This is a genomic window from Actinomycetota bacterium (genome assembly GCA_005888325.1).
Taxonomy (GTDB): Bacteria; Actinomycetota; Acidimicrobiia; order Acidimicrobiales; family AC-14; genus AC-14.
Genome location: VAWU01000030.1, coordinates 19,901 through 42,668, shown reverse-complemented (window position 1 = coordinate 42,668; position 22,768 = coordinate 19,901). Strand labels below are relative to the sequence as shown.

Annotated in this window: 22 protein-coding genes and 1 pseudogene; 8 read left to right on the top strand and 15 right to left on the bottom strand. The window is 70.8% G+C overall.

What is annotated here, in order from left to right; all coding sequences use genetic code 11:
• Positions 1–139: 139 nt before the first annotated feature.
• The 5 genes from E6G06_12010 to E6G06_11990 all read right to left on the bottom strand — a co-directional run bounded on the left by E6G06_12010 (position 140) and on the right by E6G06_11990 (position 7,016).
• Positions 140–1,102: a WYL domain-containing protein gene (locus tag E6G06_12010; protein TML90519.1), complete on the bottom strand. Its 963-nt coding sequence runs from the start codon at positions 1,100–1,102 to the stop codon at positions 140–142.
• Between the two features lie 343 nt (positions 1,103–1,445).
• On the bottom strand, positions 1,446–2,618 hold the full coding sequence (locus E6G06_12005; protein ID TML90518.1) for a DEAD/DEAH box helicase: 1,173 nt from the start codon (positions 2,616–2,618) through the stop codon (positions 1,446–1,448).
• Between the two features lie 188 nt (positions 2,619–2,806).
• Positions 2,807–4,204 (bottom strand): amidase, encoded by a 1,398-nt coding sequence (locus E6G06_12000; protein ID TML90517.1) that lies wholly within the window; start codon positions 4,202–4,204, stop codon positions 2,807–2,809.
• A 72-nt stretch (positions 4,205–4,276) separates the two neighbouring features.
• Positions 4,277–6,550 (bottom strand): endopeptidase La, encoded by a 2,274-nt coding sequence (gene lon / locus E6G06_11995; GenBank protein TML90593.1) that lies wholly within the window; start codon positions 6,548–6,550, stop codon positions 4,277–4,279.
• Between the two features lie 127 nt (positions 6,551–6,677).
• Positions 6,678–7,016 (bottom strand): helix-turn-helix transcriptional regulator, encoded by a 339-nt coding sequence (locus tag E6G06_11990; protein TML90516.1) that lies wholly within the window; start codon positions 7,014–7,016, stop codon positions 6,678–6,680.
• 92 nt (positions 7,017–7,108) lie between these two features.
• Here E6G06_11990 and E6G06_11985 point away from each other — a divergent pair, with 92 nt between their 5' ends.
• Positions 7,109–7,678 (top strand): YceI family protein, encoded by a 570-nt coding sequence (locus E6G06_11985; protein TML90515.1) that lies wholly within the window; start codon positions 7,109–7,111, stop codon positions 7,676–7,678.
• A gap of 2 nt (positions 7,679–7,680) precedes the next feature.
• On the opposite strand, the gene E6G06_11980 is transcribed toward E6G06_11985, so the two are convergent.
• Positions 7,681–9,297, bottom strand: coding sequence for a hypothetical protein (locus tag E6G06_11980; protein ID TML90514.1), 1,617 nt, complete (start codon positions 9,295–9,297; stop codon positions 7,681–7,683).
• A 34-nt stretch (positions 9,298–9,331) separates the two neighbouring features.
• Complete coding sequence (locus E6G06_11975) at positions 9,332–10,384, bottom strand: amino acid ABC transporter substrate-binding protein (protein TML90513.1); 1,053 nt, start codon at positions 10,382–10,384, stop codon at positions 9,332–9,334.
• 29 nt (positions 10,385–10,413) lie between these two features.
• Between E6G06_11975 and E6G06_11970 the strand changes: the two genes are divergently transcribed.
• The gene (locus E6G06_11970; protein ID TML90512.1) at positions 10,414–11,907 is read left to right on the top strand and encodes a long-chain fatty acid--CoA ligase; all 1,494 of its coding nucleotides are present in this window, start codon (positions 10,414–10,416) and stop codon (positions 11,905–11,907) included.
• Positions 11,908–11,959: 52 nt separating this feature from the next.
• Positions 11,960–13,240 (top strand): amidohydrolase, encoded by a 1,281-nt coding sequence (locus E6G06_11965; GenBank protein ID TML90592.1) that lies wholly within the window; start codon positions 11,960–11,962, stop codon positions 13,238–13,240.
• Positions 13,241–13,246: 6 nt separating this feature from the next.
• On the opposite strand, the gene E6G06_11960 is transcribed toward E6G06_11965, so the two are convergent.
• Genes E6G06_11960 through E6G06_11945 form a run of 4 tightly spaced genes read right to left on the bottom strand, consistent with a single transcriptional unit; the run spans position 13,247 to position 16,453 of the window.
• The gene (locus tag E6G06_11960; GenBank protein ID TML90511.1) at positions 13,247–13,672 is read right to left on the bottom strand and encodes an OsmC family protein; all 426 of its coding nucleotides are present in this window, start codon (positions 13,670–13,672) and stop codon (positions 13,247–13,249) included.
• Between the two features lie 12 nt (positions 13,673–13,684).
• Positions 13,685–14,107 (bottom strand): VOC family protein, encoded by a 423-nt coding sequence (locus tag E6G06_11955; GenBank protein ID TML90510.1) that lies wholly within the window; start codon positions 14,105–14,107, stop codon positions 13,685–13,687.
• A gap of 10 nt (positions 14,108–14,117) precedes the next feature.
• Complete coding sequence (locus tag E6G06_11950) at positions 14,118–16,211, bottom strand: hypothetical protein (GenBank protein ID TML90509.1); 2,094 nt, start codon at positions 16,209–16,211, stop codon at positions 14,118–14,120.
• A gap of 41 nt (positions 16,212–16,252) precedes the next feature.
• Complete coding sequence (locus tag E6G06_11945) at positions 16,253–16,453, bottom strand: hypothetical protein (protein ID TML90508.1); 201 nt, start codon at positions 16,451–16,453, stop codon at positions 16,253–16,255.
• Positions 16,454–16,477: 24 nt separating this feature from the next.
• On the opposite strand from E6G06_11945, the gene E6G06_11940 reads away from it, so the two are divergent.
• Positions 16,478–17,266, top strand: coding sequence for an MBL fold metallo-hydrolase (locus E6G06_11940; GenBank protein TML90507.1), 789 nt, complete (start codon positions 16,478–16,480; stop codon positions 17,264–17,266).
• Here the strand turns inward: E6G06_11940 and E6G06_11935 are convergent.
• Complete coding sequence (locus tag E6G06_11935; GenBank protein TML90506.1) at positions 17,253–17,714, bottom strand: EVE domain-containing protein; 462 nt, start codon at positions 17,712–17,714, stop codon at positions 17,253–17,255. The two genes, E6G06_11940 and E6G06_11935, sit on opposite strands and share 14 nt — an antisense overlap.
• A 116-nt stretch (positions 17,715–17,830) precedes the next feature.
• On the opposite strand from E6G06_11935, the gene E6G06_11930 reads away from it, so the two are divergent.
• Genes E6G06_11930 through E6G06_11915 form a run of 4 tightly spaced genes read left to right on the top strand, consistent with a single transcriptional unit; the run spans position 17,831 to position 20,932 of the window.
• Entirely contained in the window at positions 17,831–18,295 is a 465-nt protein-coding gene (locus tag E6G06_11930) for a hypothetical protein (GenBank protein ID TML90505.1), read from the top strand.
• Between the two features lie 60 nt (positions 18,296–18,355).
• Complete coding sequence (locus tag E6G06_11925; GenBank protein TML90504.1) at positions 18,356–18,997, top strand: glyoxalase; 642 nt, start codon at positions 18,356–18,358, stop codon at positions 18,995–18,997.
• Positions 18,994–20,328 carry an NAD(P)/FAD-dependent oxidoreductase gene (locus E6G06_11920; GenBank protein ID TML90503.1) on the top strand — a complete coding sequence of 445 codons (1,335 nt, stop codon included), beginning with the start codon at positions 18,994–18,996 and terminating at the stop codon, positions 20,326–20,328. Before E6G06_11925 ends, E6G06_11920 begins: the two co-directional genes overlap by 4 nt.
• A 10-nt stretch (positions 20,329–20,338) precedes the next feature.
• Positions 20,339–20,932, top strand: a complete 594-nt coding sequence (locus E6G06_11915) for a redoxin domain-containing protein (protein TML90502.1) — start codon at positions 20,339–20,341, stop codon at positions 20,930–20,932.
• Between the two features lie 134 nt (positions 20,933–21,066).
• Here E6G06_11915 and E6G06_11910 read toward each other — a convergent pair.
• The 3 genes and pseudogenes from E6G06_11910 to E6G06_11900 all read right to left on the bottom strand — a co-directional run bounded on the left by E6G06_11910 (position 21,067) and on the right by E6G06_11900 (position 22,749).
• A pseudogene (locus tag E6G06_11910) lies at positions 21,067–21,370 on the bottom strand (glycoside hydrolase family 15 protein).
• Positions 21,371–21,424: 54 nt separating this feature from the next.
• Positions 21,425–22,255 carry a hypothetical protein gene (locus E6G06_11905; GenBank protein TML90501.1) on the bottom strand — a complete coding sequence of 277 codons (831 nt, stop codon included), beginning with the start codon at positions 22,253–22,255 and terminating at the stop codon, positions 21,425–21,427.
• 104 nt (positions 22,256–22,359) lie between these two features.
• On the bottom strand, positions 22,360–22,749 hold the full coding sequence (locus tag E6G06_11900) for a hypothetical protein (GenBank protein TML90500.1): 390 nt from the start codon (positions 22,747–22,749) through the stop codon (positions 22,360–22,362).
• Positions 22,750–22,768 lie beyond the last annotated feature (19 nt).

Here is a 22,768-nt window from a genome sequence, read left to right as displayed (position 1 = left end):
GCGCATCGGACGCTTCCGGGAGGCGGCGGTGGAGCTCGAGGCTGAGGCCGAGGCTCAGCCCGCGGGCGCCGCCGCACTGCTGAGCGAGGCCCGGCAGCTGCGGGGCCGGCTCAACTAGCGCCCTGACGGCACTAGCGCGTCACTGGTACAGCGACACCATCGCCGCGGCGGTGGTGGCCAGCCGAGACCGGAGCGAAGGCGGATCGATCACCTCGACCTCGGCACCCAGCTGCAACAGGTCGTCGTACGCCTCCTCGAGGTTCTCGAAGGCGACGGTGCACCGCGCACGGGGCTCGTCGAGCCCGTCTCGCTCGCTGATCGAGCGCCCACCCTGACGCTCGAGCCCGCACAACCACGCGTAGCCCGCATCCGACACGCGGACCACCACCTCGACCGTCGGGACGCTCGCCTCATAGTGCTCGACCGTCGCCTGCCAGAACCGGGCCAGGTCGAAGTCGTCGGGCCGCTCGAACTGTTCCTCGAGCAGCGAGACCTCCTCGACGCGCGAGAGCCGGTAGGTGCGGAGCTCACCCTCGCGTCGGGCCACCAGATACCAGACCCCGGCCTTCAACACGAGGCCGAGCGGTTCCAGGTTTCGGGTCGCGGCCTCCTTCGCCCCCGGGTGCCGGTAGCGCACCGTGATGCGCCGGTCGTCCCAAACTGCCGCGGCGACCTCGACGAGATGGGGCTGGTTGCGTCCCCCACGGAACCAACGCGGGGCGTCGAGGTGGAATCGCTGGCGCGCCAGCGACGCGCGCTCGGCGAGCTCCTCAGGCAGTGCGGCCAGCAGCTTGAGCTGGGCCGCGCCGAGCACGGTGCCGAAGCCGAGCTCGCCGACCGGCCCGGCGACGCCGGACGCGAACAGCGCCTCGGCCTCCTTTGCCGTCAGCCCCGTCAATCGGGTGCGGTAACCGTCGATGAGCTGGCACCCCCCGTTCGGCCCCGCCTCCGCGTAGACGGGCACCCCCGCCGCGCTCAACGCCTCGAGGTCGCGGTAGATCGTCCGCACGGAGACCTCGAGCACCTCGGCCAGCTGGGCCGCCGTCATGCGGCCACGCGTCTGGAGCAGGAGCAGCAGCGAGACCAGCCGGCTGGCTCTCATCGGCTCACGTACCCGACGCGGCTGCCGTACCTGCGCTTCGGCGCTCGCACCGGTCCACTCTAGATGGATTCCACTGACAGGGGATGTCAGTGGGAGAGGCGCAGAATCACATCGATGTCATCGCTCGACGCCGAGGAGGACACGATGCACCCATTGCTGGCCGGCGACCTCGCCCGGCAGCGGATCGACGCGTGCGAGCAGCGGGCCGAGCACCGCCATCTCATCGGCAACCGGCCCCACGGGCCGGGTGCGGCCGTTCGCATGGCGGTGTGGGCTGCCGCCTCTTCCTGTCCGGGCACCGCGAGAGGGGCGCCCTCCCGTCCGGTTGACGCGGGGGTGTCGGCTACGCCACCTCGACGACCGACGAGGGGTCCCACGCCGCCAGGTCCGCGAGGCGGGTGTCGTTCGAGAAGACCTCGACGATCGGCTGGTGCACACCGAGCCGCTTCTGGAGCCGCTCAACGTGCAGCATCTGGTCCCACAGCACCAGCGTGGCCACCACGCCGGCCACGCCGGCGCGCGCCGTGCGTCCCGAGCGGTGGAGGTAGCCCTTCTGGTCCTCCGGCGGGTCGTAGTGCACGACCACGTCGATGGCGTCGACGTGGATGCCGCGAGCGGCGACGTCGGTGGCCACGAGCACCTGCTGCGTGCCGGCGGCGAAGTCCTTCAGCGCCTTCTCCCGCAGGCTCTGGCGCAGGTCGCCGTGGATGGCGTGCGCCTGCACCCCCTCGCGCCGCAGTTGGAGAACGAGGCGGTCGGCACCGCGCTTGGTGCGGACGAACACGAGCGTGCGATTGGCGCCACGCGCGATCGCGGCGGTGACCTTCACCTTGTCCATCTGGTGGACCGCGAGGAAGCGGTGCTCCATCTCCTCGACCGTTGCCTGGGTGGAGACCACTTCGTGATGCACGGGATCGTGCAGGTAGTGGCGGATGAGATAGCGCACGTCGCCGTCGAGCGTGGCCGAGAAGAGCAGGGTCTGCGCGGGGTGATCGAGCTTGCGCAGCACCCATTCGACCTGCGGCAGAAAGCCCATGTCGGCCATGCGGTCGGCTTCGTCGATGACGACGAAGTCGACGTCGGACAGCTTCAGGGCGCCGCGGTCGAGGAGGTCGATGAGTCGCCCGGGTGTCGCCACCGCGATGTCGAGCCCGGCCTGGAGCGCGCTGATCTGGCGCTCGACCGCGGCGCCGCCGTAGAGCACACCCACCGTGCGGTCACGCGCCGCAGCGATCGGTGCAAGTGCATCGCTCACCTGCAACGCGAGCTCGCGGGTGGGCACGAGAACCAAAGCGCGGGGACGGCACGGGGCCGCCTTCTCGGTGCGTTCGATCATCGGAAGGCCGAAGGCGAGGGTCTTGCCCGAACCGGTCTTCGCCTTGCCGCACACGTCGCGACCGGCCAGGCCGTCGGCGATGGTCAGCGCCTGGATGGGAAACGGATCGGTGATGCCGGCGGCCGTGAGGGCTCGCACCACGTCGGGCGAGAGCCCGAGCGTGGCGAAGGTGGTCGTCATCAGGTGTCGTGTGCTCCTGTCGTCTCGTCGGTTCGGTGGGTCGTCCTCCAGGGCGACTCCGACGAGAGACGGTGCGTCTTGACGGCTGCTCTCGAACGACGGTGAACGCTGATGAGGTGACCCGCGAGGGCACCGGGACGGTGCTCGCCCGCAACTACAGAAACAATGCTAACAGACGACGGCGTCGATCAGCGGTACGACGGGACGAAGCGCGGCCACGGACGGGCCTGCTCGTAGAGCCGCGCCAGACGAAGCACGACCTCGTCCGCGTGACGGCGACCCACGACCTGCAGGCCGACCGGCAACCCTTCCGACGTGAGCCCCGCGGGAACCGACACCGCCGGGTTCCAGCACAGGTTGGCGAGCATCGTGAACGGCACCGGGCCGCAGTGAGACGCGTCGCGCCCGTCGACCTCCATCGGCATGGGCCCCGCAGCCGCGAAGGCGGCGACCGCGGTCGACGGCAACAGCAGGATGTCGACGTCGCGGAACAGATCGGCCACGGCTTCCTCGAGCGCCCGGCGGTGCCGGAGGGCGCGCGCGTAGCGGGGAACGGTCCACTGCTCGCTCCTCTCGAGACCGGCGCGCACCAGGCCGGTGAAGTCGGCCGCGCGCTCCGGCCACATCCCGGGCTCGAGGTCGAGCCAGGGGTCGACTGCGCCCGCCGACAACCATGTGCGCATGGCGTTGTCGACCGCGAACGGTCGCTCGACGAGCTTCAGCCCGGCCGCGTCGACGAGCGCGTGCGCCGCGGCATGGCAGAGATCGGCCACCTCCGGGTCGACCACCGCGAAGCCGAGGTCGAGCGACCACGTGGCCCGCAGGCCGCGCACGTCCAACGACTCGATGGCCTCCTCGTAGCGAACCGTCGGTACCGGCAACGAGGCCCGGTCGCGGTCGTCGGGGCCCGCGGCCACGTCGAGATGGCGCGCCGCGTCGGCCACGGTCGTGGTGAGCGCGCCGAGGACCGACGTCTGTGACAGCGCCGCGTCCTCATGCGCGATGCGCCCATAGCTGGCCTTGTGCCCGAGGAGGCCACTGAACGCGGCGGGGATGCGCGTCGAGCCGCCGCCATCGCTCGCGGTGCAGAAAGGCACCATGCCCGACACCACCGCGGCCGCCGACCCGCCGCTCGAGCCCCCGGGCGTGCGTTCGAGGTTCCACGGGTTGCGCGTCGTGCCCCACGCCTTGGTGTGTGTGAACGCAGTGCTGCCGAACTCGGGAGCCGCGGTCTTGCCCACGGGCACCGCGCCGGCGCGGCGCAGCCGGCCCACGTGGATGGAGTCGGCCGCGACCGGCGGGCGGCCCTTGTACAGAAGCGAGCCCTGCGACGTCGGCATGCCCTCGCAGTCCTCGAGGTCCTTCACACCGAACGGCACCCCGGCCAGCGGGCCCGGGTCTTCGCCGCGTGCGATCGCCGCGTCGACCGCCTCGGCGGCGCGGTGCGCGAGCTCGGGGTCGACATGGACGAAGGCGTTGAGCGGTGCGTTGTGGGCGTCGATGGCGGCGAGGCACTCGTCGAGCACCTCGACCGCCTTCATCTCGCCCGCGCGCACCGCCTCGGCCGTTTCGATGACGGTTCGCATGCGCGCATCTTGCCACGGTGACCGCAACAGCAACCGGTGCGGTCGTCGCGCCGGCCGCTAGCCCGCGCGGCATCAGGCGGCGGCTCGGCCGGCCGCCTCGTCGGCCGGCTCGAGCGCCAGGAACAGCACCTCGCGCACGTCACCCACGAGGTGGAACTTCATCGCGTCGCGGACGGCCTCGGGCACGTCGTCGAGGTCGGGACCGTTGCGCTCGGGCAGGATCACCTCGCGCAACCCGGCCCGGTGCGCCGCGAGCACCTTCTGCTTCACCCCGCCGATCGGCAGCACGCGACCCTGCAGGGTGACCTCACCGGTCATGCCCACGCTCGAGCGCACCGGGCGACCGGTGAGCAGGCTCACCAGCGCGGTCGTCATGGTGATGCCGGCCGATGGCCCGTCCTTGGGCACCGCGCCCGCGGGCACGTGCAGGTGGAAACGGCGGGCGAGCGCGTCGCGGCCCACTCCGAGGTCGCCGGCGTTCGAGCGCACGTAGGACAGCGCGATCTCGGCCGACTCCTTCATGACGTCGCCCAGCTGGCCGGTGATGCCCAGCCCGGCCTCGCCATCCATCGCGATGGCCTCCACGAAGAGGACGTCGCCACCCGTGCCGGTCACCGCCAGGCCCGTCGCCACGCCGGGAAGACGGGTGCGGTCGGGCACCTCGAAGAAGAAGCGCGGCCGGCCGAGGTAGGTGCGCACGTCGGCACCGTCGACGGCGAGGGGCGCGTCGGCGTCGCCCGACGAGATCCGGGTCGCGGCCTTGCGCAGCAGACGCCCCAGCTCACGCTCGAGGTTTCGCACGCCCGCCTCGCGGGTGTGGTCGGTGACGATCGTGTGGAGTGCGTCGTCCGTCAGGACCACCTCGTCGGGACCGAGCCCGTTGCGCTCGAGTTGACGCGCGAGCAGATGGTGGCGGGCGATGGCGACCTTCTCGTCCTCCGTGTAGCCGTCGAGATGCACCAGCTCCATGCGGTCGAGCAGCGGCCCCGGGATGGTGTCGGCCAGGTTGGCCGTCGCGAGGAACAGCACCTCGGACAGGTCGAGGTCGACCTCGAGGTAGTGGTCGCGGAAGGTGTGGTTCTGCGCGGGGTCGAGCACCTCGAGCAGCGCCGACGAGGGATCGCCCCGCCAGTCGCTGCCCACCTTGTCGACCTCGTCGAGCACGATCACCGGGTTCATCGTGCCCGCCTCCTTGAGCGCGCGCGCGATGCGGCCGGGCATGGCCCCGACGTAGGTGCGCCGGTGGCCGCGGATCTCGGCCTCGTCGCGGATGCCGCCCAGCGCGAGACGCACGAACTTTCGTCCGAGGGCGCGCGCGATCGACTCGCCCAACGACGTCTTGCCGACGCCGGGCGGTCCCACCAGGGCGAGGATGAGGCCGTTGCCGCGGCCCACGAGCTGCACGCCCTGCTGCGCCCGCCGCTGACGCACGGCGAGCTCCTCGACGATGCGATCCTTCACGTCGTCGAGGCCGGTGTGGTCGGCGTCGAGGATGCGGCGCGCCTGGGCGATGTCGAGCCGGTCGTCGCTCCGCTTCCCCCAGGGCAGCTCGAACATGGTGTCGAGCCAGGTACGGATCCAGCCGTGCTCGGGGCTCTGCTCGGCGGTGCGCTCGAGTCGGTCGATCTCCCGTTCGACCGCGCCGCGCACGTCGTCGGGCAGCTCCACCTCGTCGAGGCGGCGACGGAACTCGTCGGTCGCGCTCTCCTCGCCATCCTCGCCGAGCTCCTTGCGGATCGCCGACAACTGCTGGCGCAACAGGAACTCACGTTGCGTCTTCTCCATGCCGTCGGCGACGTCGGAGCGGATGCGCTCCTTGAGCGTGAGGTCGGCCAGCGTCTCGCGCGCCCAGGCGAGCACGAGCTCGAGGCGCTGCTCGACGTCGAGCGTCTCGAGCACCTCGACCTTGCGCTCGAAGCTCAGGTCGGGCGAATAGCCCGCGGTGTCGGCCATTGCCGCGGGGTCGGTAATGCCGCGCAACGACTCGGCGACCTGTCGGGCGCCACGGTGCTCGAGGATGTTCTCGATGACGGCGCGGTACTCCCGCGCCAGCTCACCGGCGCGCGCAGACACCGAAGCCGTCTCGTCGACGAGCTCGGCCTCGACCCAGAGGCCGGGCCCCTGCCCCGCGACGCCCGCTCCGATGACGGCGCGCTGCAGGCCGCGGACGACGAGGGCGCGGATGCCGCTCGGCAGGTCGCCGGCGTCTTCGATGTGGGCCAGGGTGCCGACGCGCGCGTAACCCCGCTCCGTGCGGGGCACGAGCAGGACGCGACGGTCGCCGGCCAAGGCGGCATCGGCTGCGGCCCGGGCCTCGCCCGTCTCGAGGGCGAGCGTCACCACCATCTGGGGCAGCACGACCCCTGTGGTCAGGGGCAGGACCGGAAGTGTGTGGGTGCGTTCGGAAGTTTCCACGACTTTGGGCTCCTTCGAAGTGAGAACCTTGAAGTGCTCAACTATCGAGGCGTACCGGCTATTCCGTCCCGGCGGGCAGCGGGATCCATCGCTCCGACCATGCGCCCAGCGCTTCGAACACCGGCACCAGCTCGCGGCCCTTCGCCGTCAGCCGGTAGTCGACCCGGACGGGCGTGCTCGGGACGACCACCCGTTCGACGATGTCCTCCGCCTCCAGCTCCTTCAGGCGCTCCGAGAGGAGGCGGTCGCTGATGCCGGGGACGGTGTCGGCGATCTCGCTGAACCGGCGGCTTCCGGTCATGAGCGCCCGCACGACGGCGCCCGTCCAGCGCCGGCCGATGACCTCGACGGCCCGCTGGAAGCGGGGGCAGTACGGAGAGATCTCGGTCGCATCCATCAGGAACCTAAGCTTACTGGAAATAATTGACCTGCGAAAGGGTTAGTGACGGCGTCAACCCATTCCGACAGATCGAGAGGAACGTGCCCACCATGACAAACGCAACCTCCACCCACAGCGTCGAGGCCCACGAGGTGCCCGCCGCAGGTAACTGGAACATCGACCGGTCCCACACCTCTGTCGAGTTCGTGGCTCGCCACCTGATGATCGCCAAGGTACGGGGCCGCTTCACCGACGTCGAGGGAACCATCGAGATCGGCGAGGATCCCGAACAGTCGTCCGCCCACGTGACGATCCAGGCAACCAGCATCAGTACGGGCGACGAGGCACGTGACGCCCACCTGCGCTCCCCTGACTTCCTCGACGTCGAACGCTTTCCGACGCTCGAGTTCCACAGCACCACCGTCAAGAACGACGGCTCGCAATGGTTGTTGGCAGGCGACCTCACCATCCGTGACGTCACCCGCCCAGTGGTGCTCGAGGTCGAGTTCGACGGCGCCGCGGCCGACCCGTGGGGCAACAGCAGGATCGCGTTCAGCGCGACGACCCAGGTGAACCGCGAGGACTTCGGGCTCACGTGGAACGCGCCGCTCGAGGCCGGTGGCGTGGTCGTCGGGCCCAAGGTGCGAATCGACCTGAACGTCGAGGCCGTCAAGGCCTGAGCTCAGAGCAACTGGAGGAAGCGGGCGGCGAGGGGCGCGGCGACCTCGCCGCCGAAGCCACCACCCTCGACGAGAACCGCGAACGCCAGATCGCTGCGGAACCCGACGAACCAGGCGTGCGTCTGGGGCGGTTGCCGCGTTCCGAACTCGGCGGTGCCGGTCTTCCCGTACACGGGAGCGCCCGCGACGTTGGCGGCCGTGCCCGTTCCCGACGTGACGACGAGGCGCATGAGCTCGCGCAAGGTCGGCGCCACCGGAATCGCCTTCACCGGGCCCGGTGGCGCCGACCGCACGAGGCGCGGGGCCTTCCACGTTCCCGACGAGACGCCCGCCGCGACGGAAGTCATGTGGAGCGGGCTGGCCTCGACCCGCGCCTGGCCGATGGCGGAGGCCGCCCGTTCGACGACGTCCTTCGGTGGCGGGAACCGAGCCGAAAAGGCCGGCACCGGCAGGTCATAGCCTCCGAACCCGAAGGTCGCGGCCGCCGCACCGAGCGCGTCGGCGGGCAACCCGGTGGCCACGTTGATGAACGCGGTGTTGCACGAGCGGTAGAACGCGGTGCGGAACGGGATGGGCCCGAACGCTTCGCCCTCGGCGTTGACGAAGCGCCGGCCGCCGACGACGACCTCGGGCGGGCACGACACGCTCGCGTCGGGCGACTCTCCGGAAGCGAGCGCGGCGGTCGCGGTGACGATCTTGAACGTCGAGCCCGGCGGGTAACGGCCCTGGATGGCGCGCGGGAAGCCGCCCGCAGGTCTGCTCACGACGGCACGCACCTCACCGCTCGGCGCGTCGATCGCGACCAGCGCCGCCGGCTGGGTCACGCCCTGCAGGGCCTGCCCCGCCACCCGCTGGATGCGGGGGTCGATGCCCGTCTGCACTGACTCGGGCGGCCCACCCGCGGTCCGCAGCAGCGTCTCGACGACCGCGCCATCGCCTTCGACCACGCGCAGCTCGCTCGCGGGCTCCCCTGCCAGGCGGCGCTCGTACGCGGACTGCAGCCCCGACTGACCCACGACGTCGCCGGCCCGGTAGGGCGCGCCGAGCGCCGCGGCCTGTTGGGGTGTTGCCTTGCCGACCGCTCCTGCGATCGTGCGCAGGTCGGGATCACGCACGTCGAGGGGCGCACCGGCCGCGTCGAGGAGGCCCGCCCGGGGCGCGAACAGCCGGGCCCGGTCGAAGCGGCGGCCGCCTGTGAGCTGCGGGTGCAGCACGGCCGGCGTCCAGCGCACGCGCCACGTGCCGTCGCGGCGCCGGATCGGCAGCCGGCCGGCACACCGGTAGGGGCCGAAGCCTTCGAGCTGCAGCTGGGCCGTGAAGGTGGCACCGGGGTCGGCCCCCTCGAAACGGACGACGCCGTGGCGGTAGCGAGCCTGCTGGATCCCCAGCGTGGCCGACGCGTCGGAGTAGGTGCGCACGAACGAGCGGGGAGGTGCATCCACCAACCGGCGCATCGCGGTCCAGTCCGAGCGCGACCACAGGCGCAGCCAGCTCTCCACCAGCGCGACCGCCTCGCGACGCGACTGGCGGCGGGCCCGGTCGCGCCGTATCGCCGTTCCCTCGACGACCCCCACGGCGACGAGCGCGATGACGACGACGCCGACGACCCCGCGCTTCACCGGCTGCGGTCCTCCGCCTCGCCTCGCTCCTCGCTCACGTGACCTGCACGGTGTGCCCTTCGCGCCAGCTGCGGAGCACCAGATAGGGCCCCTTGAGGGCGGCGTGGTCCCAGCTGCCGAAGCCCATCATGGTGCCCTCGCGCCCGCTCGTCGCCGGCAGTTGCTTCACGTGCTCGAGGCCGTCGCGGATGCCGTCGCGCGTCAGATGAACGGCGCGGGCGATGCCCTCGCCGAGGAGACGACCCATGTCGTAGGCCGCCACGCCGATCGGTCCCGCGGCCGACGGGCGCGAGCGCTCGCGCAGTCGGGCGCGCATCTCGTTGTCGTCGGCGACGGTGTCGACGTAGACCCAGCCCTCCCATGCGGCGCGCCAGTCGTGCTGTGCGTAGCCGAACATGAGCGCGGAGTTGGCGACGACGGGAACATCCCATCGCTCCGCCTGCAACGCGAGAGCCACCGTGCGCGCCGAGACGCCCAGCCCGAGGTACAACAGCCCGTCGGGATCAGCGGCACGGAGGCGGGACACGAGCGCGCTCGCGTCCTGCGCCAGCGGCGAGATGGCGGCGGTGCCCGTCACCTCGAGGCCCAACAGGCCGCGCGCCTGCTCGAAGAAGTCCGCGTAGCGCCGGCCCACGGGCGAGTGATCGTGGATGACCGCTACCGTCCGCCGGCCCTGGTCGACGAGGTACCGCGCCAGCACCGCGGGCTCCTCCTCGAGCGAGCCCACCTGGTAGTGGAACATGAGCTCGCTCCGGGTGTGCTCGCCTCCGGTGTAGTTGATGCACGCCAGCCCCGCGTCGTCGGCCAGGTCGCGCACGATGAGCCCGTTGTCGCTGATCGACGGCCCGAGGATGGCCAGTACCCCCAGCGCCTCGAGGTCGTCGAAGCCGTTCTCGACGTCGCGCGCGGTGCCGAGCGGAAGCCCGCGCGCGAGGTGGGGCACGAGCTCGACCGCGCGGTCGATGCGACCCGTCGACGCCACGTCGTCGAGGCCCAATCGCACCGCGTCGAGGAAGCTCGCCCCCTCGTCGGCCTGGGGGAAGTCGAACAGCGAGCCGACGAGGATGGGTGCGGCCGTCACTTGCATGGCCGGCAGTGTATTGATAGGTCACGTCCGTGTTCGTGAGCGACGAGGTCCACGACCGGGCGGAGCGTTTCGGTGACCGGACGGCTCTACGGGTTGACGGCGTGCGGGTCGACGGCGCCTCGGAGATGAGCTTCGCGGCGTGGGACAGGCGCGCCAACGCCGTGGCCCGGGGGCTGACCGCCGCGGGTGTGCGCAAGGGCGACCGGGTCGCGCTCCTCATGACCAACCACGACGCGTGCGCGCTGCAGGTCGCCTACGTCGCCGTCCTGCGGGCGGGCGCGGTCGCAGTGCTCGTCAACCCGCGCTACGCCCGGCGCGAGATCGAGCACGTCCTCTCCGACAGCGGGGCGAGAGCGGTCGTCACCGCGGGCGACCAGACGGCTCGCGCCCACGAGCTCACGAGTGGTGCGCCCGGCGTCGCAGTCCTGCCGTACACCGATCTCGTCGATCGCGACGACTCAGCGTTCCGGGTCGACGTCGACGGCGACGACCCAGCCGACATCTTCTACACGTCGGGCACCACCGGCCTGCCCAAGGGCGTCGCTTCGACCCACGACAACGCCGCTCATCATGCGATGGAGCCGCTCAAACGGGGGGGCACGTTCCTGCACGCCATGCCGCTCTCGACGTTCACCGGTGTGATCGGCGCCCAGCTCACACCGATGCGGCTGGCGGTGACGAGCGTCGTGCAGCCCACGTTCGAGACCGGTCGCTTCGCCGAGCTCATCGAGCGCGAGCGGGCCATGTTCGTGCTGATGGTGCCGGCGCACATCCTGCTCCTGCTCGAGTCGGGCGCGCTGCGCGACCGCGACACGTCGTCGGTCGTCGTCGTGATGTTCGGCGGTGCGCCCACGCCACCCGCGGCCGTCGAGGTGCTCGCAGCTGCGTTCCCGAATGCGACGCTCACCCAGGGCTACGGCCTCACCGAGGGTGGCAACAGCGTGTGCGTGCTCCCGCCCGGTGAGGCCCTGAACCGCCCGGGCTCGGTCGGGCGGCCCATGCCCGGTGTCGAGATCCGCATCGTCGACGAGCTGGAGCACGAGGTGACGACCGGTGAGGTGGGCGAGATCACGCTCAAGCTGCCCGCGGGCCGGCGCTCGTACCACAACGACCCCGACGGCACCGCCCGCACGTGGCGCAACGGCTGGGTGTTCACGGGTGATCTCGGTCGTCTCGACGACGAGGGCTACCTGTTCATCGTCGACCGGAAGAAGGACATGGTGCTGCGCGGGGGCTACAACATCTACTCGGTCGAGGTCGAGAGCGCGCTGTTCGAGCATCCTGACATCGCCGAGGTCGCCATCATCGGTGTGCCCCACGCGATGCTGGGCCACGACGTCTGCGCGGTGGTGCGGCTGCGCGACGGCGCGCCGGCGCTCACGCTCGACGACGTGCGCGCGTTCGTCGTCGACCGCCTGGCCGACTACAAGCGGCCCCGCCGCCTGGTGCTGCGGGCGGAGCCGCTGCCCCGCACCGGCATGGGCAAGGTCGACAAGGCGCGGCTGCTGGCCGAGTTATCGTGACTCGACGTCGGGGGGCTGAGACGTCAGGGGTCCGGGAGGCAACATGAGCAATATCGACATCGACGACCTGATCCTCGTGAGCGTCGACGACCACGTGGTCGAGCCACCTCATCTGTTCGACGGGCGCCTCGAGGCGCGCTTCCAGGACGGCGCCCCCCGGCTGATCCGCAAGGACGACGGCACCGACGTCTGGACCTACGACGGCCGCGAGATCCCCAACATCGGGCTCAACGCGGTCGCCGGCCGCCCACCCGACGAGTACGGCATGGAGCCGACCTCGTTCGACGAGCTGCGAGCCGGTTGCTACGACATCGACGAGCGCGTGCGCGACATGAACGTCAATGGCGTGCTCGGCTCGATGTGCTTCCCGTCGTTCCCGAACCTGTGCGGTCAGCTGTTCGCCCGCTCGTCCGACAAGGAGCTGGGCCTCGCGGTGCTCCGGGCGTACAACGACTGGCACATCGACGAGTGGTGTGGCAGCTACCCCGGTCGCTTCATCCCGCTCGCCATCCCCCCGATCTGGGACCCCCAGCTGATGGCAGACGAGATCCATCGGGTGGCGGAGAAGGGCTGTCACGCGGTCTCGTTCTCCGAGAACCCCGAGAAGCTGAAGCTCCCCAGCCTCCACAACGAGCACTGGGACCCCTTCTGGTCCGCCTGCAGCGACGAGGGCACGATCGTCTGCATGCACATCGGCTCGTCGTCCACCCTCGTCGTCACGTCGGTCGAGGCGCCGATCGACGTGCTCATCAGCCTCCAGCCGATCAACATCGTGCAGGCCGCCGCCGACCTGCTCTGGTCGCCGGTGTTGCGGAAGTACCCAACGCTCCGGTTCGCGCTGTCCGAGGGCGGCATCGGCTGGATCCCCTACTTCCTCGACCGCGTGGATTGGATCTACCAGCGCCACCACCAGTGGACGGGGCAGGACTTCGGCGACATGCTGCCGAGCCAGGTCTTCCGTGACCGCATCGTCACCTGCTTCATCGATGACCCGTCGGGCCTCGAGAGCCGTCACCGCGTGGGCGTCGACACGATCTGCTGGGAGTGCGACTACCCCCACTCGGACTCCACCTGGCCCATGTCGGCCGAGACGCTGGCCAAGTCGTTGAACCCGCTCGACGACCTCACCCGCGCCGAGGTCGACGCCATCACCCACGGCAACGCCATGCGCCACTTCCGCTACGACCCGTTCGCCCACCGCCAACGCGAGTCCTGCACCGTCGGCGCGCTGCGCGCCGAGGCGAGCGACGTCGACATCACGCCGCGCAGCCACGGCAAGCGGGCTCAGAAGATGACGAAGGCCACCGACATCGCGCGCGTGCGCAAGAGCTGACTGCGCCTACACCAGTCGCGCGTTCAGCGTGATGTCGACGGCGGCCAGTGCCTGCGAGACCGGGCAGCCGACCTTGGCCGCCGCGGCCTCCTTCTGGAAGGCAGCGTCATCGATGCCGGGCACGTCCGCCTCGGTCTCGAGCTCGATGGCCGAGATCCGGAAGCCGGCGTCGCCCTTGTCCAGGTGCACCTTGGCGGTGGTGTGGACGCGGTTGGGCACGTGGCCGGCGCGCGACAACGCGCCCGACAGCGCCATGGAGAAGCAGCCCGCGTGGGCCGCGGCGATGAGCTCCTCGGGGTTGGTGCCCGTGCCGCTCTCGAAGCGCGACGCGAACGAGTACTGCCCTTCGAAGGCCCCGCCCCCGAACCGCATCGTGCCCTTCCCGGACGGGAGGTCGCCCTCCCACTGCGCGTCTGAAGTGCGTACCGGCATCCTTCTTTCTCCTTAGCTCGCGTGCTCGATGGTGAAGGCCACCTCTTGGCCGTGGGAGAGCTCGAGGTTGTGGCCGTCGGGGTCAGCGATGAACATCCAGTAGCCGACAGGAGGTCCGGAATCGTGGGGACCGAGCACCGTTCGTCCTTCTGATCGCGCCTGCTCGCCCCGCCGGTCGACCTCGTCGCGGCTCTCGCAGGCCACACCCAGGTGGGCGAACCCACCGAGCCCCCCGTCGACGCGCGTCGACTCGACGAGCACGATCACGAACGGACGGGTGAGGTCGCTGAGCCACACGACCGTCGTGCCCGCGGCCTCGTCGCGCCTGCGGTGCACGACCTTCATCGCCGCGTAGCGCTCGTAGAACTCGACGCTGGCGTCGGGATCGGTGACCGGGAGGGCCACGTGGGTGAGGCCCATGTCGATGTCCGTCATCGGCGACACCCTATGGCTCGCCCATGATCGACGGAAGATCCTCGGCGTGGACGACGACGAGACGACGGGTGGCGCGGGTGAGCGCCACGTACAGGCTGCGGGGCCCCTGTGCCGACTCCGCGACCAGCCGGGCCGGTGAGACCACGATCACCACGTCGAACTCGAGGCCCTTCACCATTCCGACGTCGACGAGCGTCACCGGCGCCGAAAGGCCGCGGCGGGTCGCGTCGCCGAAGTCGACCTCCGCGACCCGCAGCGCCTCGGCGAGGTCGTCGCGCTGGGACACCGCGCAGACGACGGCGATCGTGCCTCCCGATGCCGCCTGGGCCGCGGCCACCTCGGCCACGCATGCGGGAAGCGCGGGGGGATCGCAGCGCACGAACCGAGGCGTCGCCCCGGTCGAGCGCACCGACCGAGGGGGTCGTGCACCGGGGACCGCGGCGGCCAGCACGCGGTCGGCCACCGCCATGATCTCGGACGGCGTGCGGTAGTTGACGCTCAGGCCGACGAGCTGCCAGCCCCGCCGGGGCTCGAGGTGGCGCACGACGTCGTCCCACGTCGACGCGGCCCAGGTGCCGGTGGCCTGGGCCAGGTCGCCGACCACGGTCATCGAGCCCGACAGCGACCTGCGGGTGAGCATGCGCAGCTGCATCGGCGAGAGGTCCTGCGCCTCGTCGACGACGATGTGGCCGTACGTGCGCAGCTCGTCCTTGCCGCGCGCCGGCCCCAGCCGATGGCGCGCCTCGTCGAGCAGCGCCATGTCGGCAGGCGTCCACGCGACGTCTTCGAGCGAGGCGCGGCGCGGCCGGTGCAACGCGGCGCGCTCCTCCGGCCGAAGCCCGGCCCCCGCCAGCTCGAGCAGCGGACGCGCGCCGAAGAGGTCGTGCAGGAGCTGCATCGGTGTGAGCACCGGCCACATGCGCTCGAGCGCCTCGAACACCTCCGGCTCGCGCCGTAGCACGCGACCCATCTCCTCGACCGACAGTCCCGCCGCGCCCTCCGCGCTTACCCATTGCTCGTGCAACCGATCGAACAAGAGCCGCTCGACGAGACGCCGGCGCGCGTTGTGGGGGCCCGACCGGCGGCGGGCGGTCGATACGATCTCGGCCGTGTCGCGCGCCGCGAGACGCAGCACCCGGCGGCCGAACGGCACCTCGACGCCGCGGCGCAGGGGCCGCTCGCGATCGCGCACGGCCTTGGCGACGACCGCGGCCATGCGCCCGTCGCCCTTGAGCCGGGCGACGTCGATCGGTTCCGTGCCCGTTGGCGTCACCTCGGGCACGAGCGATGCGGGCGTGGCCAGGTGGACGCCCGTCTCACCCAGCGACGGCAGCACCTGCTCGATGTAACGGAGGAAGAGGCGGTTGGGCCCGACGACGAGCACGCCCTGACGCTCGAGCAGGAAGCGGTGGGTGTAGAGGAGGTAGGCGGCCCGGTGCAGCGCAACCGCGGTCTTCCCCGTGCCCGGGCCGCCCTGCACGACGAGCACACCGGTCAGCGGGGCCCGGATGATCTGGTCCTGCTCGGCCTGGACGGTGGCCACGATGTCGCGCATGAAACCCGTCCGCGACCGCTCGAGCGCGGCGAGGAGCGTCGCCGGGCCCGCGAGGCGACCGTCGCCCGCCGCGTTCTCTCCGTTGCCTTCGGGGCCGGCCTGGCCCGCAGTCGTCGGACCGAACAGCTCGTCCTCGAGGTCGACGACGCGGCGCCCGTCGGTGACGAGGTGGCGGCGACGCCAGAGGCCCATGGGATGGCGACCGGTGGCCCGGTAGAAGGGCTCCGCGGCCGGCACCCGCCAGTCGATGACGAGCGGCGTGTGGTCGACGTCGGCGACCGCCAGGCGCCCGATGTGGTACGCCTCGCCGTCGTCCCGGTCGATGCGCCCGAAGCAGATGGCCTCGTCGCCGACCCCCAGGCGCTCGATCCGCTCGAGCGCGTTCGCCACCATCACGTCGCGCTCGACGAGCGCTTGGGGCGTGCCGATGCCGCCCTGGCCCAGCGCGGCCCTCAGCGCCTGTTCGGCGGCGGCGCGGGTGGCGGCGAGACGCTCGTACGCCAGGGCGACGTGGGCCTGCTCGGACGCGAGGTCGGGATGGGAAGGCATCGATCGACGAGAACGGCCCGTCCCGGGCCGAACCGTCGAGTCTACGACTTGCGCGGGGCCAGGTACTTCGGGTCGAGCGTGCCCAGCTCTACGCCGTTCTCGAAGCGCACGCGATACCGGATCCACTCGAGGCCGGCCACCGCGGCGACGACCCCGTGGGTGCCGACCGGGACGCCGGGCAGCTCGGCAGCCGCCTCGACCTTGTCCTTCAGGTGAAACGGGAGCCCGTCGGCATCGGCCATCGCGACAACGTAGCGTCGGCGCGCGTGCGCATCGGTGACCTCGAGCTCGCACCGCTCTCGGACGGGACGGCCGTGCTCCCGCGAGAGTTCTACGTCGACCTCGACTGGTCGGCGCACCGAGAGCTCCTCGGCGCCGACGGTCGCATCCACATGCCCATCGGCTGCTATCTGGTCCGTGGCGGCGATCGCACCGTCCTGCTCGACGCGGGTCTCGGCGCGCGGACCACTGACTGGGCGCGCGGCGGTGACCTCCCCGCGCAGCTGGCCGCAGCGGGGTGCGCGCCGAGCGACGTCGACCTCGTCGTCTGCACCCACCTCCACCGCGACCACGCGGGCTGGCTGATGCACGAGGGCGCGCCCTACTTCGCCAACGCAACCGTGCGGTTCGGCGTGGGGGATTGGAAGATGTTCGTGACCGATGCGGACCCGACCGATCACATCCGCGTCGCCATGGAGGCGCTCGATGCCGCGGGCCGGCTCGAGCCCATGGACGGCGACATGGTGGCGCTGGCGCCGGGCATCACCGCCCGGGCCACACCCGGCCACACGTCGGGCCACTACTGCCTGGTGCTCGCGTCGGGTGACGAACGGGCCTTCCTGCTCGGCGACGCCGTCGAGTGTCCCCTGCAGCTGACCGAGCCCGACTTCTACGCCCTGAGCGACGTCGACCCCGACCTGGCCCGGCGCACGCGGGAGGCCGTCTGGCGCGAGGTGGAGGGCACCACCGACCTGGTCGCGGCCGCCCACTTCCCCGACCTGCAGTTCGGCCGGGTGCTCACGGGCGAGGGCAGGCGGTGGTTCACGCCTGCGTGAGATGGTCGTCGACCGCGGCCACCTCGGTCGGCGTGAGGATCAGCGGGTTCCCCATCCGCGGCACCCGCAGCACCTCGGCTGCCGCGAACCGCGGGTCGGAACGCAACTCTGACCGGGGCACGACCGGGTCGAGCGGACGCACGTCGAGGCCGACGCGCAGCCGGCGGCGCTCACGCGTGGGAACGGGCCGCGCGGTCACCACGCCCGCGGCCCAGATGCCCGGCGTCCAGGACGCGCCCCGCGGGCCGGTGACCCACACGAAGCAACGGTCGCCCGGCGCCATCAGCTCGGCGCGGTAGCCCTCGGCCACGCCCCATCCGTCGATGACGCGGCCCGCGGCCAGATGGCCGATGACGTCCCACACATCGGGGTTGGCCTTCAGCAGCCAGCCACCGATCTCGACCCCGCTCGCCGTCCGCTTGCCGTGCACGGAACCCTCCGATCGCATCCGAGTTTCACTCCTAGACGTGCAGCACGGAAAGCATCAAGCTGGCGACGTCGCAACTGGCGCCCCCGAACTCACCTTGTGACCAGCCAGCAGACACCTTGCGGAAGGGAGCACGCATGTCCACGATCCGCCTCCACGAAACGACCACCTCGACGCCGGAGCAGTTCGTGGCCGGCCTCACCGACTTCGGTCCGGGCCGCTCGAAGCTCTTTGGCCGCAGTGCCGACAAGTACCTCAAGGTGCATGACCGCGGCCCCACTCAGGCCGACGTCACGGAGGGCTCCGGCGGCATCTGGGAACGCCTCCACTACGACTGGTCCGATCCCAACCGCGTCGTCATGACGACCACCGACTCCAACACGTGGGGAGGCGCCTCAGGCCACACCTACACCTTCACGCCGCGGTCCGACGGAAGAACCGACCTGGACGTCGTCGTGGTCCGCGAAGGCAAGAATCTCAAAGGGCGGGCGCTCGGCGGCGTGCTCGGCATCGTCGGCAAACGCGTACTGGGAAAGACACTCGCACAAACCGTCAAGGCCATCGAAGCCCGGAACGACGCCTCTCCCGGGGTCACGTCATGACGACAACAGCTCGGCGAAGCGCGGTTTTCAATACTCAGCAACCATCCCAGGGAGGCAGCCATGAGCACCACTGACGCGAGCGTCGGAAGCGTCGACATGAAGCTCGAGACGGTCGTCGTCCCCGTCTCGGATGTCGACCGCGCCAAGAAGTTCTACGAGAGCCTCGGATGGAGGCTGGACGCGGACCTCGGGAACGAGGACTTCCGGGTGGTCCAGCTCACCCCGCCGGGCTCCGCGTGCTCGATCCAGTTCGGCATCGGCCTCACTTCGGCTGCCCCCGGTTCGGCTCGAGGTCTCCTTGTCGTCTCTGACATCGAGGCGGCGCACGATGAGCTCGTCGGCGAGGGTGTCAATGCGAGCGACGTCTTCCACGACGGCACCGGCGGTTACAACCGCTTCGACCCCGACACTCGGGCGAGCGGCCCCGATCCGAAACGGCGCACCTACGCGTCGTTCGCGGAGTTCAGCGATCCGGACGGAAACGACTGGCAGCTGCAGGAGATCACCAGCCGACTGCCCGGTCGCGTCGACGCGGCGACGACCTCGTTCAGCTCGGCCGGGGATCTGGCGAGCGCGATGCGGCGTGCGGCGGCCGCACACGGCGAGCACGAGAAGCGTACGGGTGCGGCTGATCCGAACTGGCCGGACTGGTACGCCGCGTACATGGTGGCGGAGCAGGCGGGTAAGGGGCTTCCGACGTGACCGACTACGACGTCATCGTTCTCGGCGGCGGCGCGCCCGGCGAGCACTGCGCCGGCGCGCTGGTGGAGGGCGGACTTCACGTCGCCGTCGTCGAACGCGAGCTCGTGGGTGGTGAGTGCTCCTACTGGGCGTGCATCCCGTCCAAGACCCTGCTTCGTCCGGGTGAAGCCGTGCACCACGCGAACGAGGCTGCGGCGAGCGCGCGGATCGACGTCTCGGCCGCGCTTGCGTGGCGGGACTTCATGGTCTCGAACCACACGGACACCAGTGCCGAGAAGTGGCTAACCGACCGTGGCATCGACGTGCTTCGCGGCAACGGCCGGCTCGCCGGGCCGGGGACGGTCGAAGTCAGCGGCACGCGGTACACGGCCCGGCACGTCGTCGTGGCCACCGGAGCGGAACCGATCGTGCCGCCGGTTGACGGACTCCGGGGGCTCGAGGGCGTGTGGACGAACCGCGAGGTGACCGCGATGACTGCGGTCCCCCGCCGCCTGCTGATCCTGGGCGGCGGTCCGGTCGGCGTCGAGATGGCCCAGGCCGTGCGCCGCCTCGGCGGCGAGGTGGCCCTCGCCGACATGGCCGAGCGCGTGCTCGCCAGGGAGCCCGCACCGCTGGGTGACGCGCTCGGCGACGTCCTCTGTCACGACGGCATCGAGCTGGTGCTCGGCGTGAGCGCGACACAGGCGCGGCGTGACGGCGACGACTACGTCGTGGCCTTCGACGACGGCCGCGAATTGCGGGGTGACCGGCTGCTCGTCGCGACCGGTCGCCGTCCGCGTGTCGACGGCATCGGGCTCGAGACCGTCGGCATCGCGGCCGACAGCCACGGAATCCCGGTCGACGTGCACCTGCGCGCCGCCGATGGGGTCTGGGCGATCGGCGACGTGACCGGCATCTGGCCATTGACGACGACCGGGAAGTACCAGGGCGACATCGTCGCCGCGAACATCTTGGGCGAGCCACGCGTAGCCAACTATGAAGCCCTCCCGCGTGTTGTCTTCACCGATCCGCAGGCCGCGTCGGTTGGCGCGCTCGAGGCGCGCTTCACTGCCAGCGCGCCGGTTTCGGGCGTCGCGAGGACCGCTACCTACACACGCGCCTATGCCGAGTCGAACGGCTTTCTGACCCTCCTCAGTGACGGCGACTGGCTCACGGGCGCGTACGCGCTCGGGCCAGAGGCGGGCGAGTGGCTCCAGCAAGCCACGTTGGCCATCCGCGCGCGTGTACCGCTCGACGTGCTGCGCGACACGATCCAGCCATTCCCCACCTTCTCCGAGATCTATGCCGACGCGCTGAGGGCGCTCCGCGTCGAGATCGCCGCAGACAGGTAAGGGGCCCACCATGCGCTCCGACATCGCACCCGGCGGCACGTTCCCCGACTATGAGCTGCCCGATCACACAAACATCCCGCGCCGGCTCAGCGACCTGCAGGGCGCCGATCCGATGATCCTTACGCTTGCGCGCGGCCACTACTGCCCGAAAGAGCACCAACAGCACCTCGAGCTGGCGGCGTTCCAGCCGAAGGTCGCGGTGGCCTACACACAGATCGTCACGATCGCGACCGACGAGCACCACGAGCTGCAGGAGTTCCGCGCGTCGGTTGGCGCCCAGTGGACCTTCCTCTCCGACCCCGGGCGGACGATCCAGAAGGACCTCGGCATTCAGGAGTACACCGACCCTGATCACAATCCGATGAATCCGCACACGCTCGTGCTCAAGCCGGGCCTGGTCATTCACAGCATCTACAACGGCTACTGGTTCTGGGGTCGCCCGTCGGTGTACGACCTCTGGCGTGACCTGCGCACCGCGACGAGCGAGATCCGCCCGGACTGGGACTTGGGCAAACCGGGGCTCCGCGACGCGTGGGACGCGGGCGACTGGTCGCGGTTCCACGGATGGGATCGGCGGGCCCGCGAGCGCCCTACGGCGCCGTGATGCAGCACCTGACCGAGAGAACACACGGGTCGCCCTCCAACCTCATGCCGTACGGGCGGCCTCGGCTTCGGAGATCGCCCAGGCCGCGTTGACCAGGCCGATGTGGCTGAACACCTGGGGGTGTAGTCCAAGACCTCATTCGCCTCATCGGGGCAGGCCGCCACCCAGAGAGCCTCGATCGTGAAAGCGCGTCCCGGACCCAGGCGTAGCGGTAGTCGCAGTTGCGGGCGCCCGCCGACAACCTCGGGCAGCGAGGTGATAGCTGCGGCACAGATCGCACCGGTGGGTTGAAACAACAGCGCCTGGAGCACGCGTCCGCTGTGGCGGACCAGATCTCGCCACGGGCCGACATAGGCCTGGTGCAGCTGTGACCACGACTGCCACGCCAACACCGTGTCGTCCAGCCGCACTGCGATCTCGGTCGCTCCACACCCGAGCCTTCCCCGCGTCGGCCCGCTTGTTGTGATGCAGGGCGACGCTCATCTCTGCGCCTCAGGCACGGACGACGGGTGCTTCCACGTCGTCGTAGGCCCGAGCCGCCACCAGCAGCCCGTCGGGACCACGCTCGAACACCGCGATGCCCGCCTGGGGCGGCAGGTCGTAGCTGCCCCAGCGGACGCAGTTGTACTCCAAGGCGCACCGCACCCCGTCGTCGGTCACGGCACAGTGCTGGAGACCGATGCCGCCGCCGGCGCGAAAGCACCTCGAGAAGAACGAGCGCAGCTCGAGGGTGCCGCGGTGCAGGTAGTCGGGCCCGATGGGCTCGCGGAAGTACCCGTCCGTCGCGAACGTGTTCACGATCGCGTCGGCGTCACCGGCCTCCAGGGCAGCCTGGTAGCGGCCGACCACATCACCAGGATGGGCGTGCCCCGGTTCGAGTATGGGTTCCCTGACATGGCGGCGTCCGTCGACCGGCCATTGGCTGCAGTAGGTGCGGAACACCACCGACCGATCGTCGGTGGACTCGGCGACCACTGCCAGCGGCCACAGCACCTCCTCCCCGTCGTGGGAGAGGCGCGCCAGCAGCTCGACAACGGCCCGCCCACCCTCACGCGTTGAAGCCACGGCCTCGGTACTGGCGTGGCGCTCCGTCAACCAGGCTTGATTGTGTTCGACGAACTGCCGCAACTGCTTGTGGCCGCGTATCTCGCCGGCGCGGGGGTCGTAGATCACGACCTTCCCCGGCCACACCGTCTCCAAGGCGTGGGCATCGCCCTTGGTCAGTGCAGTGAAGTACTGCGCGACCGGATCGGCCTGACCTGCGGCGCGAACCTCTCGGCGCGCCAGCTCCGCGGCAGCGACGAAGTCCGGAAACCACGGCATCGCAACCCTCCCCGCTCATGGCTCTGCCGGCAACAGCACGAACATGACCACGCTATCCGCGAGCGCGCGCTTCTTGATTCGTGCATTCTTTCAACGGGTCGGGGTCAGGGGGTCTGGGCCAGCGCCTCGAGCATCGCCGCGGTGTCGATGGCAAAGTGGGCCGCGACGGCCTTGCCGTCGCGCACCGTCCACCGGTGCACGTCGGGGATGTCGGACGCCACGCCGTTGGCGCGCACGGTGCCCCGCGTGCGCCCCCACTGGATGACCTCGCCGTCGGCCGCGAAGACGGCATCGATGCTCACCGCCGAGTCGATGGTCCCGCTGAGCGCGAGCGCGAAGGTGGCGAAGCCGTCGTGGCCGACATGGCGGCCACCCCAGGGCAGCGCCGGATCCTGGGTGACGACGAACGTCGGGTCGATAAGCTCGAACCGGCGCCCGACGTCACGCGCGGCCATCGCCGTGTACACCTCGCGCACGAGCTCGATGTCGGACATCGTCGCCTCGCTCGACGTC

Excerpts from the sequence above, each read along its gene's own strand:
- E6G06_11975 (TML90513.1), bottom strand. The coding sequence starts at position 10,384 with ATGCAAGTGACGGCCGCACCCATCCTCGTCGGCTCGCTGTTCGACTTC.
- E6G06_11960 (TML90511.1), bottom strand. The coding sequence starts at position 13,672 with ATGCCGGTACGCACTTCAGACGCGCAGTGGGAGGGCGACCTCCCGTCC.
- E6G06_11905 (TML90501.1), bottom strand. The coding sequence starts at position 22,255 with ATGCCGTGGTTTCCGGACTTCGTCGCTGCCGCGGAGCTGGCGCGCCGA.
- E6G06_11955 (TML90510.1), bottom strand. The coding sequence starts at position 14,107 with ATGACGGACATCGACATGGGCCTCACCCACGTGGCCCTCCCGGTCACC.
- E6G06_11900 (TML90500.1), bottom strand. The coding sequence starts at position 22,749 with ATGTCCGACATCGAGCTCGTGCGCGAGGTGTACACGGCGATGGCCGCG.
- E6G06_11925 (TML90504.1), top strand. The coding sequence starts at position 18,356 with ATGAGCACCACTGACGCGAGCGTCGGAAGCGTCGACATGAAGCTCGAG.
- lon (TML90593.1), bottom strand. The coding sequence starts at position 6,550 with ATGGTGGTGACGCTCGCCCTCGAGACGGGCGAGGCCCGGGCCGCAGCC.
- E6G06_11990 (TML90516.1), bottom strand. The coding sequence starts at position 7,016 with ATGGATGCGACCGAGATCTCTCCGTACTGCCCCCGCTTCCAGCGGGCC.
- E6G06_11915 (TML90502.1), top strand. The coding sequence starts at position 20,339 with ATGCGCTCCGACATCGCACCCGGCGGCACGTTCCCCGACTATGAGCTG.
- E6G06_11935 (TML90506.1), bottom strand. The coding sequence starts at position 17,714 with ATGCGATCGGAGGGTTCCGTGCACGGCAAGCGGACGGCGAGCGGGGTC.
- E6G06_12000 (TML90517.1), bottom strand. The coding sequence starts at position 4,204 with ATGCGAACCGTCATCGAAACGGCCGAGGCGGTGCGCGCGGGCGAGATG.
- E6G06_12005 (TML90518.1), bottom strand. The coding sequence starts at position 2,618 with ATGACGACCACCTTCGCCACGCTCGGGCTCTCGCCCGACGTGGTGCGA.
- E6G06_12010 (TML90519.1), bottom strand. The coding sequence starts at position 1,102 with ATGAGAGCCAGCCGGCTGGTCTCGCTGCTGCTCCTGCTCCAGACGCGT.
- E6G06_11950 (TML90509.1), bottom strand. The coding sequence starts at position 16,211 with ATGCCTTCCCATCCCGACCTCGCGTCCGAGCAGGCCCACGTCGCCCTG.
- E6G06_11930 (TML90505.1), top strand. The coding sequence starts at position 17,831 with ATGTCCACGATCCGCCTCCACGAAACGACCACCTCGACGCCGGAGCAG.
- E6G06_11945 (TML90508.1), bottom strand. The coding sequence starts at position 16,453 with ATGGCCGATGCCGACGGGCTCCCGTTTCACCTGAAGGACAAGGTCGAG.
- E6G06_11985 (TML90515.1), top strand. The coding sequence starts at position 7,109 with ATGACAAACGCAACCTCCACCCACAGCGTCGAGGCCCACGAGGTGCCC.